This window comes from Vibrio sp. TRT 1302, from assembly GCF_050113875.1.
Taxonomy (GTDB): Bacteria; Pseudomonadota; Gammaproteobacteria; order Enterobacterales; family Vibrionaceae; genus Vibrio.
In genome coordinates this window covers 327,862-349,882 of sequence record NZ_JBNJOF010000002.1, presented here as the reverse complement: position 1 = coordinate 349,882, position 22,021 = coordinate 327,862, and the positions used below count along the sequence as shown (strand labels likewise).

The following is a 22,021-nucleotide window of genomic DNA, read 5'->3' as shown; positions in this document are numbered from 1 at the left end:
AATGGCTCCTGATTCTATTTAGTCAGCCATAAAGGCATCCAACTTTGCCGTCAGCTCCTGTTTTTCTTCCGCACTAATGAAGCTGGCTTCAATCGCATTTAAGGTAAACTGCGCCAACTCTTCCCAAGTTAAGCCATGACTTTTATCGACAGCAAGAAAGTTATCCGTCATGTAGCCACCAAAATAGGCAGGATCGTCTGAATTGATGGTGACGCACAAACCTTTTCTTAATAGTTCAACAATGTTGTGATCTTGCATCTGCTCAAACACTTTTAACTTGGTATTCGATAGTGGGCAAACCGTCAAAGGCATGCGCGTTTTAGCCAAATGTTCAACCAACTTCTCGTCATCGACACAGCGTACACCGTGATCGACTCGGCTCACTTTCAGTAGTTCTAAACTGTCATTAATATTACTGGAAGGGCCTTCTTCTCCAGCGTGTGCGACTGTCAGAAAGCCCGCTTCCCTCGCTTTGGCAAACACACGAGCAAATTTTTCTGGTGGATGACCCAGTTCCGACGAATCCAATCCTATTGCGATGATTTTGTCTTTGTGGGGCAACGCCTGTTCCAATGTAGCAAACGCGCTCGCTTCATCAAGATGACGCAAGAAACACATGATAATCCGGCTGCTGATACCAAATTCTTCTCGCCCATCCAGCAATGCGCGATGGATACCATTGATCACGGTTTCAAACGCCACACCACGCTCGGTATGAGTTTGCGGGTCGAAGAAAATCTCCGTATGAATGACATTATCTTGGTGACAACGTGTCACATAAGCGTAGGTTAGGTCGTAAAAATCCTGCTCCGTAATTAATACGTTGGCCCCTTGATAATAGATATCAAGGAAGGACTGCAGATTAGTAAACTCATACGCTGCCTGAACTTCTTCAGGCGTGCTATAAGGTAAGGTGATATGATTTCGCTGCGCTAACTCGAACATCATTTCTGGCTCGAGTGTCCCTTCGATATGTAAGTGCAGCTCTACTTTGGGTAGTTGTTGGATAAAATTGGATTGATGCACGCTTGTCTCCTCACTCAATTTGATTGGTATAACAAGCGCCTTTCTCTAGAAAAGTGTCAGACATACAAAGAGAAAAGCGCTATGCACTTAACTCTTCGTAATCTGGAATTTACGGCTCCAGGTAGAGACTCCCGCACCCTATCAGCGGGATTATACGAAGCACCGTGAAGACCACGGTACGACTTATCAATCTGGTCACCGATCTTCTAAGCCGCTTAAAAATATAGTTTAGCTAGTTCATTGTGTTTTTCTAGGCATTTTAATTAACTCAGATAATTTTTCTCAAACACACCCGGTGGCATCTGCTTTATCTGGAACTCTATCATGCGGTTAAAAGCCTCAATCAGTGGCCTAAACTCTTTTTCTGGCTCAAGGAGTGACAAAATATGATAGCCAGCCTCAACAGTCGACAAACTGTTGTCACTTGGTGCTTTGCGAATACGGTAGTTGCCTTGTAGGTCATCAGGCAAACGTATCAAAGGAAGAGAATGCAGATTGGTCGATAACTGCCAAATTTTATAGGCTTTTTTCCATGTACCATCGAGTAAGATAATGCGTATCTTAGTACCTTCCGTCAGCTTTTCGGCCACTTCAGTATGCGCTAACGCCCCCTCTCCTGGATAGAGCACAAAGTGATGACACTGAGCTTCATTCAGCAAAGCATTGAGTTCAGCGTGCTGCGAGAAATCTTCCCCTTCAAAGCAGTAACTGTTGGCTAGCGACAATTTTAATATACGTGCAGTACCCATAGGTCTGGTCGTCTCGCTGTGATGCTGTAGAATAACCAGCTCAACATTTGACGTTAGGCTTTGTATCCACTTACATATACAAGCTTTGAGTGACTTTCCACATTGAGAACAATATCGGGACATAGTGTGCGCTTATTTCTTCTGTTAATCGCTATAAGTTTAGTGTGCTTGGGTCTGCAATTCGATCCCTTAGCGTCGCAAGTAAATTGGCATCGCTACTGGATTAATCAAGGCCAGTGGTGGCGAATCCTAACAGGAAATTTCACCCATACCAACTTTGCTCACCTCGCGATGAATCTAGCGGGTCTATGGGTGATTTGTTTCGTTTTTAAACCAACAGCCAAGAGTTTAGCACTCATATTGATTGCGACTAGCCTTTGCATTGGCATTCTCAATTTGTTTACCACTATGAATGGCTATGTCGGACTATCAGGCGCATTACATGGCATCTTCGCCTATTTCGCCACCTTAGAAGCCCTACAAGAGCGTAAAAGCAGTTGGCTATTGGTGGCTGGCGTCATGCTTAAAGTGACGTGGGAGCTCACCATGGGAGCCGCCCAGTCGACCAGCGATCTTATCAACGCACCCGTTGCAGTCGAAGCTCACTTATTCGGTGCGTTGTCTGGCTTGGTACTCGCTCTGATGGTCTATTTCATTAAGAGAAAATCCCAACCTCTGACCACTGCGTAATAATTTGGTTGATGTTCATCGTTAAAGGGCTCAGAATGGCGCCCTTTTTCACGCATAACCAATGTGCGTGAATATTACGCATTTATTATACAGAGTACACACTATGGGTTTTACCTCCTTAGGCCTTTCTGCCCCGATTCTCAAAGCAATTGCGGAACAGGGTTACGACAAACCATCTCCAATTCAGGAGCAAGCTATCCCTGCCGTCCTTAACGGTCAGGATGTCATGGCAGCAGCGCAGACAGGTACAGGTAAAACAGCCGGTTTCACTCTTCCTATCCTTGAACGCCTAGACAACGGTACACGAGTAAGGGGCAATCATGTCCGCGCGTTAATCTTGACGCCGACTCGTGAGCTGGCGGCACAAGTTCAAGAGAATGTATTCAAGTACAGTCGTTATCAGAAACTGACTTCCACCGTTGTTTTCGGTGGTGTAAAAATTAACCCTCAAATGATGAAGCTGCGTAAAGGTAGCGACATTGTTGTGGCTACACCAGGACGTCTACTCGACCTTTACCAGCAAAACGCGATTAAGTTTGACCAGCTTGAAGTTTTGGTTCTTGATGAAGCCGACCGCATGCTTGACATGGGTTTTATCCGCGATATTCGTAAGATCCTAAATTTATTACCAGCAAAGCGTCAGAACTTACTGTTTTCGGCCACCTTTTCACAAGAGATCCGCGAACTGGCAAAGGGATTGGTAAACAATCCAGTTGAAATTTCGGTTAACCCTGAAAACTCGACAGCAGTCACCATTGAGCAAAGCATCTACCCAGCAGACAAGCGCAAAAAAGCACCCATGCTGGTCAAACTGATTAAAGATGGCGACTGGAAACAGGTGCTGGTGTTCTGCCGTACCAAGCATGGTGCGAACCGTTTAGCGCTGTTCCTCAATAACGAGAACATTACAGCAGCCGCAATTCACGGCAACAAAAGCCAAGGCGCACGTACTCGAGCACTGGCTGACTTTAAATCCGGTGATATCCGAGTTTTAGTTGCGACAGATATCGCGGCACGTGGTATCGATATTCCACAGTTGCCACAAGTGGTTAACTTTGAGCTACCTAATGTCTCCGAAGACTACGTTCATCGTATCGGTCGTACAGGTCGTGCTGGTGAAGTAGGCAAAGCGATCTCTTTAGTAGAAGCGGATGAAGCGGGTGATTTATTTGGCATTGAACGTTTGATTCAACAAGTACTGCCGCGTTTTGAGTTGGAAGGCTTTAAACCGGTTAACGAGTTGCCAGAATCAAAACTAGATACACGCCCTATCAAGGCGAAAAAACCTAAGAAGCCGAAGAAGCCTAAGGCTGGCCACCAAGATGGTCAACGCTCGGGAGATAATGCCCGTGGCAATAAGCCAGCAAGCAAAAACAAACGCCATTTCGGTCATAGTAAACCAAATGGAGAAAGCAAACCGGCTAACGCTAAGCATGGCGAAGGAAAAGCGAAAAGTCGTTCTGGCAGCAGTAAGCCATCAAACGGTAAGCCGTCTAACCGACGCCCTAACCGCGCAAAAGCACCTCGCAGCCATTCTGCATCAGGCCAATAGCGTGCTCATCATTTAAGGATAAACGACTCCGTTTAGACCACTTAAGCAAGTCAAAAAATCCCCATTAACTCAGTTGATGGGGATTTTTAATTTTTGCAGACTTATCCGCAAGCAGTCATCGCCGAATATCGTGGTAACCGTTCCTACCCTTATAACGGCTCTCTAGCTAGGCAAAGCGAAAACCAAAACTCACACCTACCTGAAATGGATCGGCATATAATACATTGCCGTGAATGCCGTATTCATAATCATACTTAAGCACTTCAACATTTAGGTACATATCATCCTCATAAACAAATGATGAGCCAACTCCATAGTATGGGAGAATGCTGTTCGCAGAATGCATATGACTGTTCGACAAAACGTCGCCTGTCGAATACATCATGCCAACAGGTAAGAAAGGTTCTACCGTTATGGAATCCGTTATTTTAAACGCCGTTTTTAAGCGGATACCGCCAGTGAAATTAAAGAGATCTGCGCTGTAGTTAATGCCATCCACTTTCTCGTTAGTGCATGTATGATAAAAAGCAGCAACAAAATCTATATTCTTGTGCAGACCGGTACCTCCTTTGAGGTTAAGGCCATTTCCCTGTTCAGTACCTGTGTTGATTCTGACATATCCAAACTCAACAAATGAGTTAGCGTCTCCAGCCATCGCGCTAAAAGAGAGTGAAAAGATTGATACGGCTAAAGCGGATTTTAGTTTAAACATAATTTCTTCTGATAAAGCGTCCCTATGAATGAATCTTGCGAACTCCATACGCCAGACACCCAATAAAACAGTGTTCATTATATTGATATTCGATCACTATAAACAACGACTAATACCGTACGCATGTCATAAAAAAGCACGAAAAAATATGAAGTTAGCGATATTATTAATCAACTCATTACATTGTGTAATGAGTTGATGTACCAACATAAATAATGCCAAGGTAAACGACTTGGAGACAAAGAGGCCTTTACACCAGAGCTAGCATTAAAAAAGCCCTCGTGACTAGCGAGGGCTTAAACTTTCAGGAAGGGGGATCACTTAATCAGTATCTTTTGAGAATCTCAGCAATCGCAGACTCATTTTCCGCTGCAATAATCGCTTCAACATCCTCATCGTTTTGAAACAGTTCAGACAAAGCAACAATAGTTTGTATATGGCTATTTGAATCCAACGCGGCCAAAGTGACTGAGAAGAACACATCACCATTATCTTCAGACTCTAAATCAACACCATGTTTAAACACTGTGATTTGTAATGCTGCTTCCTTCACACCATCTTCTGGTCGCGCATGAGGCATTGCGATTTTAGGAGCCAAAACATAGTACGCACCGATTTCTTTATGCTTAGTTTTAATCGCTTCTAGATAACTTGCTTCTACCTTGCCCTGCTCTAACAACTTTGAGCAAGTAATGTTTAGTGCCGCATCAACCGTTAAGTTCTGTTCATTTGAGATAACGATATTATCGCCAATTAAATTCAAAAGACTCATGATACTAACCAACCTAGAATCAGACCAACTACACCAAAATCAAAGTCAGCAAATGTTGTCGCTTCAAGCCCTAGACCACCCAGTACTGGAAGTAGCAACATAGGCAAGAAGGAAATACATAGACCTTGTGTAAATGAGCCAAGTACTGCACCACGAAGACCGCCCGTTGCGTTACCATAAACGCCAGCTGCACCTCCTACGAAGAAGTGAGGTACGACACCCGCAACGATAATAGTCCAGTCAAACATGCCCTGAATACCCATCGCCACAAGACCGGCAGAAAAAGATGACAGGAAGCCGATAAGCACAGCATTTGGTGCCACTGGGAATACCATCGGACAGTCTAGTGCAGGTTTTGCACCCGGTACCAATTTGTCAGAGATGCCTTTAAATGCCGGAACAATCTCAGCGATAAGCATCTTCACACCTTGCAGGACAATATAAACCCCACCAGCAAATGTCAGTGACTGCATGAAGGTAAAGACGACCCAGTTCTGACCACCAGACACGGTCTCAACAAAATCACCACCAGCGATAATAGATGCGAACATAAAGAACACCGCCATTGTCGTAGCAACGGCTACCGGTGTATCACGCAAGAACATAAGGCTTTTCGGTACATTGATATCTTCTGTTGTCTTCGAAGTATCACCGAACTTACTGCCGATGTAGCCTGAAACTAGGTAAGAAAAGGTAGAGAAGTGGCCCATCGCGAGTTGATCAGTGCCCATGACTTTCTCTGTATATTTCTGCGCAAGCGCTGGCATGATCACCATTAAAGAGCCGACAATCACCGAGCCCATTGCAACTAACATTGCACCCTTAATGCCTGCTGTCGATAGGATGACCGCAACAAGCATCGACATAAACATCGTGTGGTGACCCGTTAGGAAAATATATTTCAATGGCGTAAAACGAGCCAACAAAATATTAACCACGAAGGCAAAGAACATAATGAGTGCCATTTCATAGCCAAATGCTTCTTGTGCTAATGCTACGATAGCTTCATTATTTGGAATCACTCCGCTTACACCAAAAGCTTCTGTGAATACTGTTGAAAAATGATTTAACGCTCCAACAAGAGCACCAGCACCAAAACCCAAAATTAGGAAACCCATTACGGTTTTAATTGTGCCTTTCAAAATAGTAGAAATATCAGATTTTTGCGCTACAAGACCGATAAAAGCGATTAATCCAACCATGATTGCTGGCTCTTTTAATAAGCCAAGCATAAACTCAAAAAAGCTTGCCATAATAGAAGTTCCTTACATGAATTTCTTTAATTGCTCTTCAATAGAAGCTTTATCAAAAATATTAGCTAGGCTGACGATATTGTTTTTTCCTGCCTCTGCTAACTGATTTGCCACGTCTGTTGCCGCAACCCAAATATCCGCATTGCTTGATGCAGCTGATGATAAATCTTCATGATCAACTTCAGCAGTAAAGCCAAGTTTATTAACGACTTCTTTTACAGCCATTTCCATCATTAGTGATGTACCAAGACCATTACCGCACACAACCATAATCTTTTTCATAATATTCATCTCGTAGGGGTTTTAATCGAAAGCTATTTCGCTTTCGTTTCTTTGTTGAAATGAATCATATCCAAATGGCCCAAAAACAGAATAGATCGCCATCACAAAATCAAAATGACCTTGTGACGCAGATCTCGTAAATTAAAGTTTAAACCAGCGAAATTAACACTAAGCAAGCAAAAGGAGCTGTGGCAATTGAGTCTATTTCTAGTTCGTTATTTTCAGAGTGAATGGAAGTGTGATCTGGCAATATGAATGCGGTTAAATAATAGCGTGAATTATTTCCCGTAATCGGTAAGCATTTTCTTTAGAAGGCTATTAACATCTTTGGTCTTTTTATTTCTCTTAGTCAGTGCACTTAAAGAAGTTGGCATTTCTGGCTTAGAAATTTCTGATTCATCTTCTAAACGATCTCGAAGTTTTTGAACAGCAGGAAGTAGCATACGGATTTCTTCACCATATTCATTTTCAAGAACCACTATATTTTCAGACTCTACTTGAATAATGGTTAAGATACCGTGTTTAACCGATTCTACTTTTTCTCCAACCATAGAAGATTGTGGTGGAACGGAGCGATCTGAAACTTGTCCACTACGGAGTTTAGCAGCGGTAATGGATCGAATATTCCCAGTATTTTCAAACGCAACAATAACGGTATGTGTATTGTAGTATTCAATCACAGTTACATAGCCATGTTTTTTTGTTTCAAATCGAGCACCTATCTGCATATCATGTGGTGCTTCTTGTTTTTTTATTAACATCCAGTGTACCTAGGACTTCATGTAAAATCCGACATAGAGTAAGTATATACTCTATAGACAACATTATAAATGGCTACCATTTCGCATAATTCAGTTTAACTTTTAAATGACTTCGCCTTTCTTGCCGCTTTTAACACCTCATATAATACAAACAAAAAAGCGCCATTTGAGATAGGCGCTTTGATTCTGCATGATTAGCAATATTAGATAATTGGGCGCTGGCCACGGTCAATCAACTTCATCAGAACGTTGTCAGCCGCCTCTCCAGCAAGACCTGCAAGCTTTGAGGTGAGCTTCTTCTTCTCTACGTAATGAATGGCTAGTACGGTTTTGTCCTTGCACGCTTCAACGACAATGTCATCGGACGTTTTGATCTCATCAACCAAACCAAGCTTATAGGCTTGAGTCCCAAACCAATGCTCGCCGGTCGCGACTTTATCCAACTCTAATGCTGGACGACGCTCACGGATAAAATCTTTAAAGAGATCATGCGTCTCTTCTAGCTCTTGCTTGAATTTCTCGCGCGCTTTATCTGTGTTTTCGCCAAACATAGTCAGCGTGCGCTTGTATTCACCGGCCGTCAGTTGTTCATATTCAATATCGTACTTTTTCAGCACTTTATTGAAGTTTGGTAACTGGGCAATCACGCCAATAGAACCGACGATGGCAAATGGTGCTGAAACAATCTTATCGGCGATGCAGGCCATCATATAGCCGCCACTTGCCGCGACTTTATCAACAGCAATCGTCAAAGGAAGTTTCGCTGCCTTGATACGATCCAATTGAGACGAAGCAAGACCGTAGCCATGTACCATGCCACCACCAGACTCTAATCGTAGTAACACTTCATCGCCTTCACGAGCTACAGCTAAAATCGCCGTCACTTCCTCACGCAGCGAAGCCACTTCTTTAGCATCAATACTACCTTTAAAATCAAGGACAAACAGATGAGGTTCACGTTTGCTATCCAGCTCGCCCTCTTTTGATGCCTTCTTAATCTCTTTTTCGCGCGCTTTATTCTGTTCTTTCTCTTGCTTCTTCTCAGCCTTATCGCGAGCCTTGATGAAAGCGTCGTCATGTAAGTGATGTTCTAGCTGTTCAACGGTATTTTTATGCTGCTCTGTTAAGTTGGTGATTTCGAGTTCACCCTTAGCAGCGCCACTTTTTCCGCTCACTGCTTTAGCAATAACCAATATCGCAATCACCGCGACTACAACAGTCACAATCTTGGCCAAAAACAGGCCATAGTCCAACAAAAATTCCAATGTGAGATCCCCAAATGTGCGAATTAGTGTATTGTAACCACCAAGTTATGGATTCATAAAGCAGAACATTACAAAAGGATACACATCGTGGAATATGCTGTTTCTTCAGATGCCCTGAAAGGTAAAGTCATTCTGGTGACTGGCGCAGGTGCCGGCATCGGTAAGCAAGCGGCGCTCTCTTATGCAGAGCACGGCGCTACCGTGATTTTACTTGGTCGTACAGTGAAAAAGCTGGAGCAGACTTACGACGAAATCGAAGCGGCTGGTTATCCTCAACCAGCGATTATCCCGCTTGATATGAAAGGCGCGACTAAACAAAACTACCTCGATATGGTTGATACCATTGAGGGTCAGTTTGGTCGTTTAGACGGTGTTTTGCACAATGCCAGCTTACTCGGCGTCATTAGCCCATTTGATCAGATCGGTGAAGACACTTACGACGATATCATGCAGGTTAACGTTAAAGCGCAGTTTCTGATGACTCAAGCTGTGTTGCCACTACTGCATAAATCGCCAGATGCTCGCATCATTTTTACCTCATCAACGGTTGGTCACAGTGGCCGTGCGTTCTGGGGAACTTATGCGATGTCCAAGTTTGCGACTGAGGGGATGATGCAGATCCTTGCTGACGAATTGAGCGAAAGTAACATTCGTGTCAACGCCATCAATCCAGGTGCGACTCGTACAGGCATGCGTGCTAAAGCTTACCCTGCTGAAGATGCAGATTTGCTAAAAACACCTCTCGATATTATGCCGCTCTATCTGTACCTGATGTCAGCAGAAAGCAAGTCAGTGAACGGTGAGTGTATCGACGCACAACCAAAACGATAAACGTAAAAAATTATTTTACATTGTAATCAACGCCTTGTGGTCGGTTTCTAATCGCACAAGGCGTTTTTTTATCCATTTAAATCTCTCTCCTCTTGCCGTTCATACTCAATAAATTATACTGTATGTATATACAGGTAAATTATTATGTATGAATTAATCGAGCATCTGAAGCAAAAACAGTGGCTTTGGTCAGGAATCCAAACACCTGAGCACCACGATTACTACTCAACAGGCTATGAACTTTTGGATCAAAAGCTCGAAGGTGGCTTTCCAAAATATGGCGTCGTCGAGTTACAAAGTGAGACCAGCATTGGTGAATTACGCCTAGTGCTGCCACACCTGAAAAACACCAGCCAAGATCGATTATCTGTCTTCATTCAAGCACCAGGTTACTTGTGTGCTGAGCAGCTTCATCATTTGGGTTTAGATACGAATAAAGTCCTGATGATCTCCCCTCGCAACCCGCACCAAGCACTGTGGGCGGCTGAACAGTGTCTGCGCAGTGGCGCGTGTAGCAATGTGTTACTTTGGCATCCTGAGCTTGAAGTTCACCAAGCCAGACGACTGCAAGTCGCAAGTGAACGTGGCAACTGCCTACACTTTGTCTTTAAAAGCGTAGCAAAAAGTCTCTTTTCTCTACCTGTCAGCTTAAGTATGACATTACTGCCCCACCCGCTTGGTATTGAAGTGACCATCACTAAACGCAAAGGAGGCTGGCCACAGGGCAGTTTCGTCATCGATATGAGTGCAAGTTGGCCAAGTTTGACCCTGCAACCTAAAGCACCCGTGGTTATCCCATTCCCGATCCGTCAGCAAGGCTAACTATGCAAAGTTGGATCTACCTTCATTTCCCAACCTTGCAGCTGGATGCATTATTTGCAGAAAACAGCGCATCACCACTGGCGATTGTTGAATCAAGCCACTTTAAAGTGGTGCAATGTAACCAAGCGGCTCTCGACGAAGGTATTCAGCTAGGTATGGGATTAGGGAGTGCCAGTGCTTTGTGCCAGAAGCTACAAGTACACCCCTACGATCCGAAAATCGAACAGCAAACGTTGCTCAATATTGCCCAATGGCTGTATATGGTCACGTCTGATATTTGCTTATTTCCTCCGCAAGGCGTGTTATTGAAAGTCACGGATATGCTGTCACTCTACGGAGGGCTAAGCGCCTATTGGCAACGGGTCTCACACCATCTTGAAAAGTTACAGCTTAACTATCTGTACTCCATCGGTTTCTCGCCATTCTCGGCCATGCTGCTAGCAAAATCAGGTGTCGCACTACTGACGCTCGATAAAGAGAAAATTATCTCGGCGATGGCTCCTTTTCCGCTCTTCGCCACTGAATTGGAGCACAAGCAAGTTGAAAAACTACAACGAGTTGGAGTGACGACCCTTGAGCAACTTCTCGCTTTACCTATGCAAGAGGTCGCTCGTCGTTTTGATATTGATCTGGTCAACTACGTAGGACGTCTGATGGGGCAATTCAAACATCCTGTCACGTTTTATCACCCTCCTGAACATTTTGAATGCTATCAAGAACTTCTGTTCGACATCGAAAATGTCCAATGGCTAGAAAAACCTTTAACCAAGCTACTCGATAAACTCGAATGCTTCCTGACGCTACGCAATCAAGTGGGCTACGAACTGGCACTGCGATTACATCAACGCGATAAAGAAGAGTGCACAGTAAGCTTTTATTCCGCTAGTGGGGATTATCTCACCACACGGTGGCTGACACTTTGTCGCCTAACAATGGAATCAATCAAACTGGAAGCTCCGGTTCAAGGATTAACCTTGCGTCTCATTCGTGCCGGAGAGCTTGAATCCACCAGCGCCGATCTCTTTAACGGCGTGCAAGGCGAACAGACCGAACTGGAACTGATTGGCCTTCTGCAAGCGAAGCTAGGTAATGAACTCGTGCGTAAAGTCGCTCACAGCCATGATCCTCGTCCTGAAAAGGCGACCTTTCTCTGTGACCCAACTCTACCAATCCCTATACGTCATATCAGTTATCGCTTACGTCCGAGTTTATTGTTATCTAAACCCGAGCCGTTAATGGAAAAGATTGCCATTATTCAAGGTCCTGAACGTCTCGTTACTGGCTGGTGGGATGGCGATGATATGACCCGTGATTACTTCGTTGCTCGCAGTCACGCAGGACGTTGGCTATGGGTATTTCGTAATCACGATCACCAGTGGTTCGTCCACGGCATGTTTAGCTAACGAGTGTTGATATGGCTTACGCTGAACTGTTTTGTCAAAGTAACTTCTCTTTTCTTAGCGGCGCTTCGCATGCTGAAGAGTTGATCTTACAAGCGGACTTTCTTCGCTATCACTCGCTGGCTATCACTGACGAATGCTCTGTTGCGGGAGTCGTCCGAGCTTATAGCGCCAGCCAACAGCATAATCTTAATATTAAGCTGATTATAGGCAGCATGTTTTGGCTCAATGACGACTGTCAGGTCGTTCTGTTATGCCCCAACAGAGAGGCCTATGCTGAACTTTGTCGAATTATCACCAATGCCAGAAGACGTTCTGAAAAAGGCAGCTATCAGCTATCAGAATGGGATTTGATGTCGGCTAAGCGTTGCTTACTCATCTGGCTTCCTTGTCATAAAACCACTGACAATAAGTGGGGACAATGGCTCACTCAGCATCACCGCCATCGACTTTGGGTCGGCGTACAGCGTCATCTTAAATCCGATGACAAACAATACCTAGAACACTGTCAGCAACTCGCCACTCACCACCAATTACCCATTACCGCTTGTGGCGGCGTATTAATGCATACCGCGACTCGTTTACCACTGCAACACACTCTGACTGCGATAAAGTACGGTTGTAGCGTGAGTGAATTAGGTGAACAACGATTAACAAACACCGAACGAACGCTACGCAGTCAGGAAAAGCTCACTAAGTTGTTTAAAGCCGAATGGTTGCAAGAAAGTATAGCGGTTGCCAAACGCTGTACCTTCAGTCTAGGAGAGCTTCAATACGAATATCCAAGCGAACTGGTTCCTGATGGACACACGCCGATGAGTTACCTAACCAAGTTAGTTGAGCATGGCAAAAAACTGCGCTTTCCAGATGGCGTTCCAAGTGATATCGAAACGACGATTAATAAAGAACTCGCACTGATCGACGAACTCAATTATCCATTCTATTTTTTGACCATTCATGACATCGTCATGTTCGCCAAAAACAACCATATCCTCTATCAGGGGCGGGGTTCAGCCGCCAACTCAGTCGTCTGTTACTGCTTAGAGATTACCTCTGTGGATCCCAGACAAATCTCCGTCCTGTTTGAACGGTTCATTAGCCGTGAACGCGATGAGCCGCCGGATATTGATGTTGATTTTGAGCATGAACGACGCGAAGAAGTCATCCAGTATATTTATCAAAAATATGGTCGCGAACGAGCCGCACTCGCCGCCACGGTCATTTCGTACCGTTTCAAAAGTGCCGTGCGGGATGTGGGTAAAGCGTTGGGAATCGAAGAGAGTCAATTGGATTACTTTATCAAAAATATCAATCGCCGCGACCGAGATCAGGGATGGCAAGCTCAGATAGTGGAGCTTGGTCTTCAACCAGACTCGCTAAAGGGAGAACAGTTCATCTCGTTGGTGAATGATATTCTTGGTTTTCCGCGTCATCTCTCACAGCATGTGGGCGGTTTTATTATTGCCGCAGGGCCGCTATATGAGCTCGTCCCAGTAGAAAACGCATCGATGGCAGACAGAACCGTTATTCAATGGGATAAGGATGATCTAGAGTCACTGAAACTGTTGAAAGTAGACGTATTAGCGTTGGGAATGCTGACTGCGATTCGTAAATGCTTTGACCTCATTGAACGTCTCCACCACCGCACACTCACCATTGCGGAAATCACCCGACGTCAGGATGATAGCAAGGTCTACCGCATGATTCAGAAAGCCGATACTGTCGGTGTGTTTCAAATCGAATCTCGGGCACAAATGAGTATGCTGCCACGCTTAAAACCCGCCTGCTATTACGATCTCGTCATTCAGATTGCCATTGTTCGTCCAGGCCCGATTCAAGGTGACATGGTTCATCCCTACCTAAAACGCAGAAATGGAGAAGAAAGTGTCGAGTACCCATCACAAGAGGTGCGCAGCGTACTTGAGAGAACTCTCGGTGTGCCTATTTTTCAGGAACAAGTGATTAAAATTGCGATGGTTGCTGCGGGCTTCAGTGGTGGTGAAGCGGATCAACTTCGCCGTGCTATGGCAGCGTGGAAAAAGAGTGGTGACTTAGTCAAATTCAAAACCAAGCTGGTAGAAGGTATGCTCGCCAGAGGCTATGAGATTGAGTTTGCTGAACGCATCTTCGCCCAGATACTTGGATTTGGTGAATATGGCTTTCCAGAAAGTCACTCCGCCTCTTTCGCAGTACTGGCTTATTGCTCGGCATGGCTCAAGCATTACTACCCTGAGGCTTTTTATACATCGCTTCTCAATAGCCTGCCGATGGGATTTTATAGTGCCTCACAACTCGTACAAGACGCTCGTCGCCATGGTGTTCATATTTTGCCAGTCTGTGTGAATGCCTCGCAATATGATCACCACGTCGTTTGTGAACAGGGTAAGTGGGCGATTCGACTTGGACTCAGACAAATCAAAGGCTTCAGCGCTCAAAGTGCTAAACAATTGCTTCATGCCAGAGCCGAAACGGGATTTACTCATATCAATCAACTTAAACATATTGGTCTCAGCCAACGTGATCTTGAGTTGCTAGCGTCCGCTAACGCCATGCATAGCCTATGTAATAATCGCTATCAGACCCGTTGGGCAATGATGGATTCACTCTCTGAGCTCCCTCTATTTCAGCATATGCAAGAAGCCGAACTCCCCACTGTGAATGTACCTTCCGAAAGTCAAACTATCCTTGAAGATTATGCCGCAACTGGTCTATCTCTTGCCAAGCACCCTATCACTCTATTGGATGAAAACGGTGCTCTCGGTCGCTTTACTCGTATGCGTGATTTGGCACAGAAAGCGCATCAGTCTTTAGTCACGGTGACCGGTGTCGTAACGGGGAAACAGTCACCAGGAACCGCCGCAGGAGTGACGTTTTTCACGCTAGAAGATGATACAGGCAACATCAATGTCGTGGTTTGGAAAGCAACCTCACGGGCCCAAAAAGCCGCCTATTTGACCGCAAAGATCTTGCAGGTGAAAGGGATTTTAGAGAAAGAAGGGGATGTTCATCATGTTATTGCCGGCCGTTTGATCGATATGACCGATAAGCTGCAAGATTTACGCAGTAAATCGCGGGACTTTCACTAAGGTCAACGATATAAACCCATTATAAATCAAAGAAAAAGGGAGCAATGCTCCCTTTAATCAATACAGATATCGATCATTTCTATTTATTCAATACATCGCGAAGACGATCTTGCGCCACTTGAACCAATAAGTCCGGCTGGAACTTAGAAATAAAACGATCACAGCCTACCTTTTTCACCATAGCATCATTAAAACTGCCACTGAGAGAAGTATTGAGTGTGACAAAAAGGTCTTTCATTCGGGGATCACTACGAACTTCATGAGTCAGCTTGTAGCCATCCATTTCTGGCATTTCGGCATCGGTGATCATCAACAACAGGTCTTCAACGACGTTCTTACCTTCGTCGCACCACGACTTAAGTAAATTGAGCGCTTCTAAGCCATCACGACATTCAATAATATTCAAACCAAGCTGTGACAAAGTACCACGCACTTGAGCTCGTGCTGTCGAAGAATCATCAACAATCAGAACGTTACGGCCAACCATCTCGGTCACCAAATCGTGATCGAGTACCCCTTCCGAGATAGAGATGTCATAGTCAATAATCTCAGCCAGCACCTTCTCTACATCGATGATTTCAACGATATCGAGATTGTCACCACCTTTAACATGCGTGATCGCCGTTAAGTAGTTTGCACGACCTGCGGTTTTTGGCGGAGGCTGAATTTCCGTCCATGCGGTATTAACGATATTGCGCACCTGACCAACCAGAAACCCTTGTATGGTTCGGTTATATTCCGTGATGATAAGGTTTTCTTCTTGATTCTCTAGACGAGATGGAGGAAAACCAATTGCTGCACGCAAATCAATAACAGGGACGGATACACCACGAAGAGAAGCAACGCCGGTGATATGGTGGTGCGAACCGGGCATTTTGGTCAACGGTGGAACCTTGATCACTTCACGTACTTTGAATACGTTGATGGCGAAAACCTGCCTGCTATTCAAGCTAAACAACAGCAGCTCTAGGCGGTTTTCACCCACTAGATTAGTTCGCTGATCAACGGTATTTAAAACTCCAGACATACTACTTCTCGACCGATGTGTATATAACAAAAGTAGTCTATAGCAAGACTAACATAAAAATAAACCCATATATCATTCAAGATTATATGGGTTTACTAGAAAGATAAAGGAGCTACAGCTCAGAAACTACTATCCTTCGATAACCTTCATCAACAATAGACCATCATAAAGAGCTTGCTTGATTAATGCTGCTCCTGGCATCGTTGCCTGCTTATAGAAACGTGACTCTACGAGCTCTAAGTCTTGGTGATAAACGGGTAAGCTTTGCTCTTCAATACAAGTTTGAATCGCTGGGTAAAGTACTTCTTTCGCTTGGTTAATCACACCACCAATCAACACTTTTTCAGGGTTGAAGAGGTTAATCACAATGGCAATCGCAGAGCCAAGGTAACGACCAAGTTTTTCAATCACATCAACAGCGAGCGGGTCGCCATTTTCAGCCGCTTCACAGATATCTTCTACGGTGATCTCTTCTATTTCCGATAGAGAAGAAGCTTCGCCCTGAGCGATACGCTGAGTCACCTCCCCCCTAATTGCCTGAGAACTGGCAACCGTTTCTAGACACCCACGGTTTCCACAATGACATAACTTGCCATTGGGATCGATTTGGATATGACCGAGTTCACCAATATTGCCATGACGCCCTTGCAGTACACGTCCATCCAGCACAATCCCTGCACCTAAGCCGTGGTGAATAGAGATCAGAACCGAATTCTCATTATCTTGAGAATGACCAAACAGCTTCTCAGCTAAAGCCCAAGCGCGCGTATCGTTGGCAATAAATACTGGCAACCCCGTCGCCTTGTATATTTCTGGCCCTAACGGCAAATTCTCAACATTGTAGTGCGGCATCTGCAGCACTATCCCCTGCTCAGAGTTAACGAGACCTGGCAAAGTAATTGCGATACTGGTTACGCGATCTAACTGCTCTGAGTAGGTTTGAAAAAACTCATCAATTTCATGAAGTAAGCGAGCGAGAACATCATCTTGGTCCACTTCATGGATATCGATTTTGGTGTCGATTAGAACGTCCCCACCCAACTCATGCAAAGCGATCGTTAAGTAGCCGCGTCCAAGACGCATAGATAGAAACTGCCAACCTTCATTGTTGACTTGCAAACCAACAGCAGGGCGCCCACGACTGGTCGCTTCTTGAACTGTGGTTTCATGAATAAGATGCGCTTCGATGAGCTCTCGGGTGATTTTGGTAATGCTAGCAGGCGCCAGCTCACTCTGTTTGGAGAGGTCAATCCGCGAAATAGGTCCTTTTTGATCAATAAGTTTATATACGCGGCCAGCATTGACCTGCTTGATATGATCAATATGGCCGGGTTGAGCCATGTACATAGAGTGCTCCAAATATCAACAACTCGACAATTTTTTTACTTTGCGAAGTAATTGTGAAGAGCTTTGATAGATTGCCGTGACAAGTGTCACGTATAAACATGATTCTTTGTGTTCCTAATCAAATAGCGAAGGATTTATCACAAATCGATTCGCATTTTTTTGCGTTAATAAATATCTCTTCCATCACCTTTTCACAGACCGACATCGAATTGTAATGTGATTTATCAGCACAGATTTTACTCAGGTATATACTTATAGCTAACCTGACGTAAGGACGGAAAAAGCACAGGTGCCGCACGTTAATCAGTACGCGGCAAAGTCAAACCAAGGAGATCCGAATGACTGCAATCCAAAGAAGAACAAAAATTGTCTCTACTCTAGGACCTTCTACCGATCAACCCGGCATGCTTGAAGCAATTATCGAAGCTGGGGTTAATGTAGTACGGATGAACTTCTCGCACGGAACCGCAGACGATCATCGAGAGCGAGCGACTCGAGTTCGTAACATCGCAGCAAAACTGGGCACTCATGTTGCTATTCTAGGGGACCTTCAAGGACCCAAAATTCGTGTGTCCACATTTAAAGAAGGCAAAATCACCCTCTCTATCGGCGATATTTTCACTCTGGACAGCGCCTTACCTCCAGGTGAAGGCAATAAGGACGCAGTCGGCCTTGACTATAAAGAACTACCAAATGACGTCTCGACAGGCGACATTCTACTGCTTGACGATGGCCGTGTTCAGCTACAGGTCATTGCCGTTAGCGGTACAGAAGTTCGTACCAAAGTCATTATTGGTGGTCCGCTATCAAACAACAAAGGGATAAACAAAAAAGGCGGTGGTCTCTCTGCTGAAGCGCTCACAGAGAAGGACAAGAGAGATATCAAGCTCGCGGCCGAAATTAACGTTGACTACCTTGCGGTCTCATTTCCTCGCAACGGGGAAGATATGAAGTATGCCCGCAGACTGGCGACCGATGCGGGGCTACAGACTCGTCTCGTCGCCAAAGTGGAACGTGCCGAAACGGTAGAGAGTGAAGCGAACATTGACGACATCATCATTGCTTCGGATGCGGTGATGGTTGCGCGTGGTGATTTAGGGGTCGAAATTGGTGACCCAGAGCTTGTGGGTGTTCAAAAACAACTTATCCGCAGAGCTCGAGCACTCAACCGCACCGTTATCACGGCGACGCAGATGATGGAGTCAATGATGGAAAACCCAATGCCGACTCGTGCCGAAGTAATGGACGTAGCCAATGCGGTCTTAGACGGCACCGATGCCGTCATGTTGTCAGGTGAAACCGCTGCGGGCAAATACCCACTGGAAACCGTTCGCTCGATGGCAGAAGTCTGTTTAGGGGCAGAGAAAATGTCCGCTGTAAACCGTTCTAGCTACCGAATGGAGTCCGTATTTGAGACAGGCGAAGAGACGATTGCGATGTCAACAATGTTTGCAGCAAACCACATGCGTGGCATCAAGGGCATTGTGACACTGACTGAATCAGGTCGTACCGCGCTTATGATGTCTCGCTTGAGCTCGGGGCTACCAATCTTCGCTCTCTCACGCAATGAAAGTACTCTCAATTTATCGGCGCTTTATCGCGGCGTATTCCCTGTCTTCTTTGATGATAAATCAGCAACAGGGCTCGCCACAGCCGAAGCCGCTGTCGCCACCTTGAAACAACGTGGATTATTAGACGATGGCGACCTAGTGATTATTACTCAGGGGGATGTGATGGACGTCGTTGGTTCAACCAACTGTATGCGTATCTTAGCTGCATAACAAACCAACACTCTGAAAACCGTTAAGGGAGCGTATCAGCTCCCTTATTTACATACGAAGGCAATCTTGTCAGTACACTGAGAAAACGCCTCTACAAAACGAAATCCAGCGTCTAAGCCCGTCTGGTAGTCATGCAGCAGATCTTCTCGCTCACTCATTAATGAACTCGACTTCAGCGGTTGTTCGGGTCTAATTTGGATAACAAAACAGTCATCAGGTGGCGAGTGCAAAAACTCTTGGGTCAACGAATAGGTTTGGTAGTGCACCATCAGCATATCCGCTAGGCCTGAATCAAACTTGTCTCCCAACAAATGACTAAGTCGATAAACATCATCCGCCCCAAATAGCCAACGTCCCCCATTTAGTGATTCAAGATGTTTATGCTCTATTTTTTCGCGCTTAGCACGCTCAACCTGCTCGGCGAAAAACAGTTGCCAATCGTGTTTCCAGCGTCCAAGCCTTTCCTGGAAATGCCCATGGATGAGATTAAACGAATCACGTAGCCACATATTTTCCAGTTGCTGAGTCTCAACAGGAGGCTTATCTAATAGATCATCACCTTCCGTCCGAATGACAACGATGCAACGCGCCTCTCTGCGCCACGCCTCTTGGACGGGTATCGAAGCGGAAACACCCCCATCAACATACTCGCCGTGAGGAAACTGTACTGGTTGATGATATAAACGAGGAATCGCACACGTGGCTATGAGCACCTTTTTCCAATCTTCTTGCAACATTGGTAGGTAGTGGTCAAACAAACGCTCAGTATCGGTTACAGCGGCATAGGCATGCCGATTTGCCAGCACCCTTCGACCTAAATCTATATCTAGCCGGTACGGATAGTCACTAATCTTATCCAAAGCCCAATCTAAACCAAGATACTGCTTACGGCGAATGTAACGAAATAGGTGAAAAAACTCAGAGTCAGTCGTCAGGTCGAGAATAAACGAGCGGCCAATACCTCTTTGACGGCATAGGAAAGCACACAAGTTCAATGCACCAGCCGATGTGCCATAAAAGGAGTGGAAGGGATCAAAATTGGAAAGGAGAAATGCATCAAGAACACCAGAGGTAAAAATCCCCCTTTGGCCGCCTCCCTGAGCAACCAAAGCATTCTTACCGCCAGTGTACTTTTTGAGCCTTTCAGTATCGAGTTGTACAGCAGCGTTGGTGATAACACCGCAGTTTTTCATCGAATGGCTACGCCGTCATAACAGCAGTAACAGCAAATCCGAGAATAACAGCAAATACTGTCACTGTAATGATTAGGGCAAACTTCAGATCGTGTTGCATAGACACCTCCTTTATTGTGTAACAAAGTAATAACATCAATGTGAGCCATCTTCAATTAATACGTATTTTTTGTGCGGTATTATGATGTTAGCGTCACAATTAGCTCATTACTGATGGGGAAAGAGGCGATAAATGAAACTCAAACATACCATGCCAATACTGTTACTTGTAACCAGTCCCATGACCTTTGCTGAGATACATATTTCACCTTGGATTGGCTACACCGCGGGAGGAAGTGTTGAAGACCAAGCTCAAAACAAGCTCGACTTAACCAGCTCACCAAGCTTTGCCCTGTCAATTGAAAGTGATATTGACAACGGTCGCATTGGACTATTCTACAGCCAACAAAACAGTGAAGTGGAAAACATCAACCTCGACTCATCGATCCACTACTTGCATCTACAAAGCAGCGTCTACTATCCGGTCGAGGACAAGATCTCGGCTTACTTGGGTATCGGGCTTGGAGCATCTTATATCGATGCGGATTGGGTTAAAGACGAAGTAGGTTTTTCAGCGAGTATATTTACGGGGATTGAATACCGAGTATCAGACTCACTTGCGCTTAACACTCACATTCGTTGGCTGGGAACGGTCGTGGATAACGAAACCACTGGAATATGCCAATTCAACAACAGTAGCAATGACTCCTGCGTGATTAAATTCAAAACAGATTGGATGAACCAATTCTCCGCAAATCTTGGGATTAGCTGGCGCTTTTAGTCGTACACCAAAAGCGGGTAACTCGGTATCCATCACCTCTTACCCGCAATTATCAAGGTTTGTTTCTAGAAGGTATATTTAATACCTATTGCACCACCGATTTGAAGTTCTGGGCCTGTGTACAAATTCAATTCTGGCTGAATTTGTCCGTACATGTTCCAGCCTTGGCTTAGATTCCAATTCAAACCAATTGGTACTCTTGCGCCAAACTCTTTATGATCCCACTCACTCCAACCACCGACACCAACGTACCATGTTACTGGAGTGTTAGCGTCAAACTGGCCACGTTTTAAAATATAGTCAAACGCCCCGCCCTCATTACCAATCGTGAATCGGTACTGGTTGTCTAACTCAACCACTACACTCAAGTCTTGATCCCAAGCCATGCCAAGAGACAGATCATTTGACGGAGTGTCTTCGGCAAATGCTGCCACGCTTAAGCTAGCGGCAAGCACACCTGTCGCGACAGGATAAAGGAACTTTTTCATACTGGGTATTCCTATCAACACAAATAAAACAGCGTACAATTATCCATATATGTAGGATTTGGATGTCAGAGTAAAGTGAAGTAAAAGACAAGGGGCAGCAAGGTAGCTTACGCAGAATATGACTAGGAATATCAGTGCTTGTAGAGCGATGACCTATGGATACA

At 45.0% G+C, this 22,021-nt stretch carries 21 protein-coding genes and 1 riboswitch; of the genes, 8 read left to right on the top strand and 13 right to left on the bottom strand.

The features are described 5' to 3' along the window. Positions 1-18: 18 nt before the first annotated feature. The gene (locus ACQEXP_RS04385; protein ID WP_426968428.1) at positions 19-1,026 is read right to left on the bottom strand and encodes an adenosine deaminase; all 1,008 of its coding nucleotides are present in this window, start codon (positions 1,024-1,026) and stop codon (positions 19-21) included. A gap of 78 nt (positions 1,027-1,104) precedes the next feature. After that, positions 1,105-1,204: riboswitch (purine riboswitch) on the bottom strand. A gap of 85 nt (positions 1,205-1,289) precedes the next feature. After that, positions 1,290-1,898, bottom strand: coding sequence for a tRNA-uridine aminocarboxypropyltransferase (locus ACQEXP_RS04380; protein ID WP_426968426.1), 609 nt, complete (start codon positions 1,896-1,898; stop codon positions 1,290-1,292). 3 nt (positions 1,899-1,901) lie between these two features. On the opposite strand from ACQEXP_RS04380, the gene rrtA reads away from it, so the two are divergent. Together rrtA and ACQEXP_RS04370 are read left to right on the top strand one after the other, a co-directional pair. Continuing rightward, on the top strand, positions 1,902-2,465 hold the full coding sequence (gene rrtA / locus ACQEXP_RS04375; RefSeq protein ID WP_426968424.1) for a rhombosortase: 564 nt from the start codon (positions 1,902-1,904) through the stop codon (positions 2,463-2,465). 103 nt (positions 2,466-2,568) lie between these two features. Then, entirely contained in the window at positions 2,569-4,017 is a 1,449-nt protein-coding gene (locus tag ACQEXP_RS04370) for a DEAD/DEAH box helicase (RefSeq protein ID WP_426968422.1), read from the top strand. 166 nt (positions 4,018-4,183) lie between these two features. On the opposite strand, the gene ACQEXP_RS04365 is transcribed toward ACQEXP_RS04370, so the two are convergent. The 6 genes from ACQEXP_RS04365 to sohB form a co-directional block, all read right to left on the bottom strand. Next, entirely contained in the window at positions 4,184-4,729 is a 546-nt protein-coding gene (locus ACQEXP_RS04365; protein ID WP_426968421.1) for an outer membrane beta-barrel protein, read from the bottom strand. 325 nt (positions 4,730-5,054) lie between these two features. Continuing rightward, positions 5,055-5,501, bottom strand: coding sequence for a PTS sugar transporter subunit IIA (locus ACQEXP_RS04360; RefSeq protein ID WP_269376010.1), 447 nt, complete (start codon positions 5,499-5,501; stop codon positions 5,055-5,057). Further along, positions 5,498-6,754, bottom strand: coding sequence for a PTS ascorbate transporter subunit IIC (locus ACQEXP_RS04355; protein ID WP_269376011.1), 1,257 nt, complete (start codon positions 6,752-6,754; stop codon positions 5,498-5,500). The genes ACQEXP_RS04360 and ACQEXP_RS04355 overlap by 4 nt, the downstream gene beginning before the upstream one ends. Positions 6,755-6,766: 12 nt before the next feature. After that, positions 6,767-7,036 carry a PTS sugar transporter subunit IIB gene (locus ACQEXP_RS04350; RefSeq protein WP_269376012.1) on the bottom strand — a complete coding sequence of 90 codons (270 nt, stop codon included), beginning with the start codon at positions 7,034-7,036 and terminating at the stop codon, positions 6,767-6,769. A gap of 278 nt (positions 7,037-7,314) precedes the next feature. Then, positions 7,315-7,797 (bottom strand): hypothetical protein, encoded by a 483-nt coding sequence (locus ACQEXP_RS04345; protein ID WP_269376013.1) that lies wholly within the window; start codon positions 7,795-7,797, stop codon positions 7,315-7,317. 203 nt (positions 7,798-8,000) lie between these two features. Then, entirely contained in the window at positions 8,001-9,062 is a 1,062-nt protein-coding gene (gene sohB / locus ACQEXP_RS04340) for a protease SohB (RefSeq protein WP_269376014.1), read from the bottom strand. Positions 9,063-9,149: 87 nt separating this feature from the next. On the opposite strand from sohB, the gene ACQEXP_RS04335 reads away from it, so the two are divergent. The 4 genes from ACQEXP_RS04335 to ACQEXP_RS04320 all read left to right on the top strand — a co-directional run bounded on the left by ACQEXP_RS04335 (position 9,150) and on the right by ACQEXP_RS04320 (position 15,201). Continuing rightward, positions 9,150-9,893 (top strand): YciK family oxidoreductase, encoded by a 744-nt coding sequence (locus ACQEXP_RS04335; protein WP_269376015.1) that lies wholly within the window; start codon positions 9,150-9,152, stop codon positions 9,891-9,893. Positions 9,894-10,037: 144 nt separating this feature from the next. Beyond that, entirely contained in the window at positions 10,038-10,715 is a 678-nt protein-coding gene (gene imuA, locus ACQEXP_RS04330) for a translesion DNA synthesis-associated protein ImuA (RefSeq protein WP_426968417.1), read from the top strand. Between the two features lie 2 nt (positions 10,716-10,717). Continuing rightward, positions 10,718-12,118 (top strand): Y-family DNA polymerase, encoded by a 1,401-nt coding sequence (locus tag ACQEXP_RS04325; RefSeq protein ID WP_426968415.1) that lies wholly within the window; start codon positions 10,718-10,720, stop codon positions 12,116-12,118. An 11-nt stretch (positions 12,119-12,129) separates the two neighbouring features. Beyond that, complete coding sequence (locus ACQEXP_RS04320; protein ID WP_426968413.1) at positions 12,130-15,201, top strand: error-prone DNA polymerase; 3,072 nt, start codon at positions 12,130-12,132, stop codon at positions 15,199-15,201. A 79-nt stretch (positions 15,202-15,280) separates the two neighbouring features. On the opposite strand, the gene ACQEXP_RS04315 is transcribed toward ACQEXP_RS04320, so the two are convergent. Further along, positions 15,281-16,228 (bottom strand): chemotaxis protein CheV, encoded by a 948-nt coding sequence (locus tag ACQEXP_RS04315; RefSeq protein WP_269376019.1) that lies wholly within the window; start codon positions 16,226-16,228, stop codon positions 15,281-15,283. A 129-nt stretch (positions 16,229-16,357) separates the two neighbouring features. Beyond that, positions 16,358-17,575, bottom strand: coding sequence for a sugar metabolism global transcriptional regulator Mlc (gene mlc, locus ACQEXP_RS04310; RefSeq protein ID WP_269376020.1), 1,218 nt, complete (start codon positions 17,573-17,575; stop codon positions 16,358-16,360). Between the two features lie 338 nt (positions 17,576-17,913). Here mlc and pyk point away from each other — a divergent pair, with 338 nt between their 5' ends. Further along, on the top strand, positions 17,914-19,356 hold the full coding sequence (gene pyk / locus ACQEXP_RS04305) for a pyruvate kinase (protein ID WP_269376021.1): 1,443 nt from the start codon (positions 17,914-17,916) through the stop codon (positions 19,354-19,356). Between the two features lie 44 nt (positions 19,357-19,400). On the opposite strand, the gene ACQEXP_RS04300 is transcribed toward pyk, so the two are convergent. Both ACQEXP_RS04300 and ACQEXP_RS04295 read right to left on the bottom strand, forming a co-directional pair. Next, positions 19,401-20,549, bottom strand: coding sequence for a patatin-like phospholipase family protein (locus ACQEXP_RS04300; protein ID WP_269376022.1), 1,149 nt, complete (start codon positions 20,547-20,549; stop codon positions 19,401-19,403). Between the two features lie 7 nt (positions 20,550-20,556). After that, positions 20,557-20,649, bottom strand: a complete 93-nt coding sequence (locus ACQEXP_RS04295) for a YnhF family membrane protein (protein ID WP_269376023.1) — start codon at positions 20,647-20,649, stop codon at positions 20,557-20,559. A 132-nt stretch (positions 20,650-20,781) separates the two neighbouring features. On the opposite strand from ACQEXP_RS04295, the gene ACQEXP_RS04290 reads away from it, so the two are divergent. Then, on the top strand, positions 20,782-21,369 hold the full coding sequence (locus ACQEXP_RS04290; RefSeq protein WP_269376024.1) for an outer membrane protein: 588 nt from the start codon (positions 20,782-20,784) through the stop codon (positions 21,367-21,369). Between the two features lie 65 nt (positions 21,370-21,434). Here ACQEXP_RS04290 and ACQEXP_RS04285 read toward each other — a convergent pair whose 3' ends face one another. Next, positions 21,435-21,857, bottom strand: coding sequence for a hypothetical protein (locus ACQEXP_RS04285; protein WP_426968409.1), 423 nt, complete (start codon positions 21,855-21,857; stop codon positions 21,435-21,437). Between the last annotated feature and the right edge of the window lie 164 nt (positions 21,858-22,021).

What these genes read in the sequence shown, in the direction of transcription:
- ACQEXP_RS04380 (WP_426968426.1), bottom strand. Translation starts at nt 1,898, where the DNA reads ATGTCCCGATATTGTTCTCAATGTGGAAAGTCACTCAAAGCTTGTATA.
- ACQEXP_RS04370 (WP_426968422.1), top strand. Translation starts at nt 2,569, where the DNA reads ATGGGTTTTACCTCCTTAGGCCTTTCTGCCCCGATTCTCAAAGCAATT.
- ACQEXP_RS04365 (WP_426968421.1), bottom strand. Translation starts at nt 4,729, where the DNA reads ATGTTTAAACTAAAATCCGCTTTAGCCGTATCAATCTTTTCACTCTCT.
- ACQEXP_RS04360 (WP_269376010.1), bottom strand. Translation starts at nt 5,501, where the DNA reads ATGAGTCTTTTGAATTTAATTGGCGATAATATCGTTATCTCAAATGAA.
- ACQEXP_RS04355 (WP_269376011.1), bottom strand. Translation starts at nt 6,754, where the DNA reads ATGGCAAGCTTTTTTGAGTTTATGCTTGGCTTATTAAAAGAGCCAGCA.
- ACQEXP_RS04350 (WP_269376012.1), bottom strand. Translation starts at nt 7,036, where the DNA reads ATGAAAAAGATTATGGTTGTGTGCGGTAATGGTCTTGGTACATCACTA.
- ACQEXP_RS04345 (WP_269376013.1), bottom strand. Translation starts at nt 7,797, where the DNA reads ATGTTAATAAAAAAACAAGAAGCACCACATGATATGCAGATAGGTGCT.
- imuA (WP_426968417.1), top strand. Translation starts at nt 10,038, where the DNA reads ATGTATGAATTAATCGAGCATCTGAAGCAAAAACAGTGGCTTTGGTCA.
- ACQEXP_RS04325 (WP_426968415.1), top strand. Translation starts at nt 10,718, where the DNA reads ATGCAAAGTTGGATCTACCTTCATTTCCCAACCTTGCAGCTGGATGCA.
- ACQEXP_RS04320 (WP_426968413.1), top strand. Translation starts at nt 12,130, where the DNA reads ATGGCTTACGCTGAACTGTTTTGTCAAAGTAACTTCTCTTTTCTTAGC.
- ACQEXP_RS04315 (WP_269376019.1), bottom strand. Translation starts at nt 16,228, where the DNA reads ATGTCTGGAGTTTTAAATACCGTTGATCAGCGAACTAATCTAGTGGGT.
- mlc (WP_269376020.1), bottom strand. Translation starts at nt 17,575, where the DNA reads ATGTACATGGCTCAACCCGGCCATATTGATCATATCAAGCAGGTCAAT.
- pyk (WP_269376021.1), top strand. Translation starts at nt 17,914, where the DNA reads ATGACTGCAATCCAAAGAAGAACAAAAATTGTCTCTACTCTAGGACCT.
- ACQEXP_RS04300 (WP_269376022.1), bottom strand. Translation starts at nt 20,549, where the DNA reads ATGAAAAACTGCGGTGTTATCACCAACGCTGCTGTACAACTCGATACT.
- ACQEXP_RS04295 (WP_269376023.1), bottom strand. Translation starts at nt 20,649, where the DNA reads ATGCAACACGATCTGAAGTTTGCCCTAATCATTACAGTGACAGTATTT.
- ACQEXP_RS04290 (WP_269376024.1), top strand. Translation starts at nt 20,782, where the DNA reads ATGAAACTCAAACATACCATGCCAATACTGTTACTTGTAACCAGTCCC.
- ACQEXP_RS04285 (WP_426968409.1), bottom strand. Translation starts at nt 21,857, where the DNA reads ATGAAAAAGTTCCTTTATCCTGTCGCGACAGGTGTGCTTGCCGCTAGC.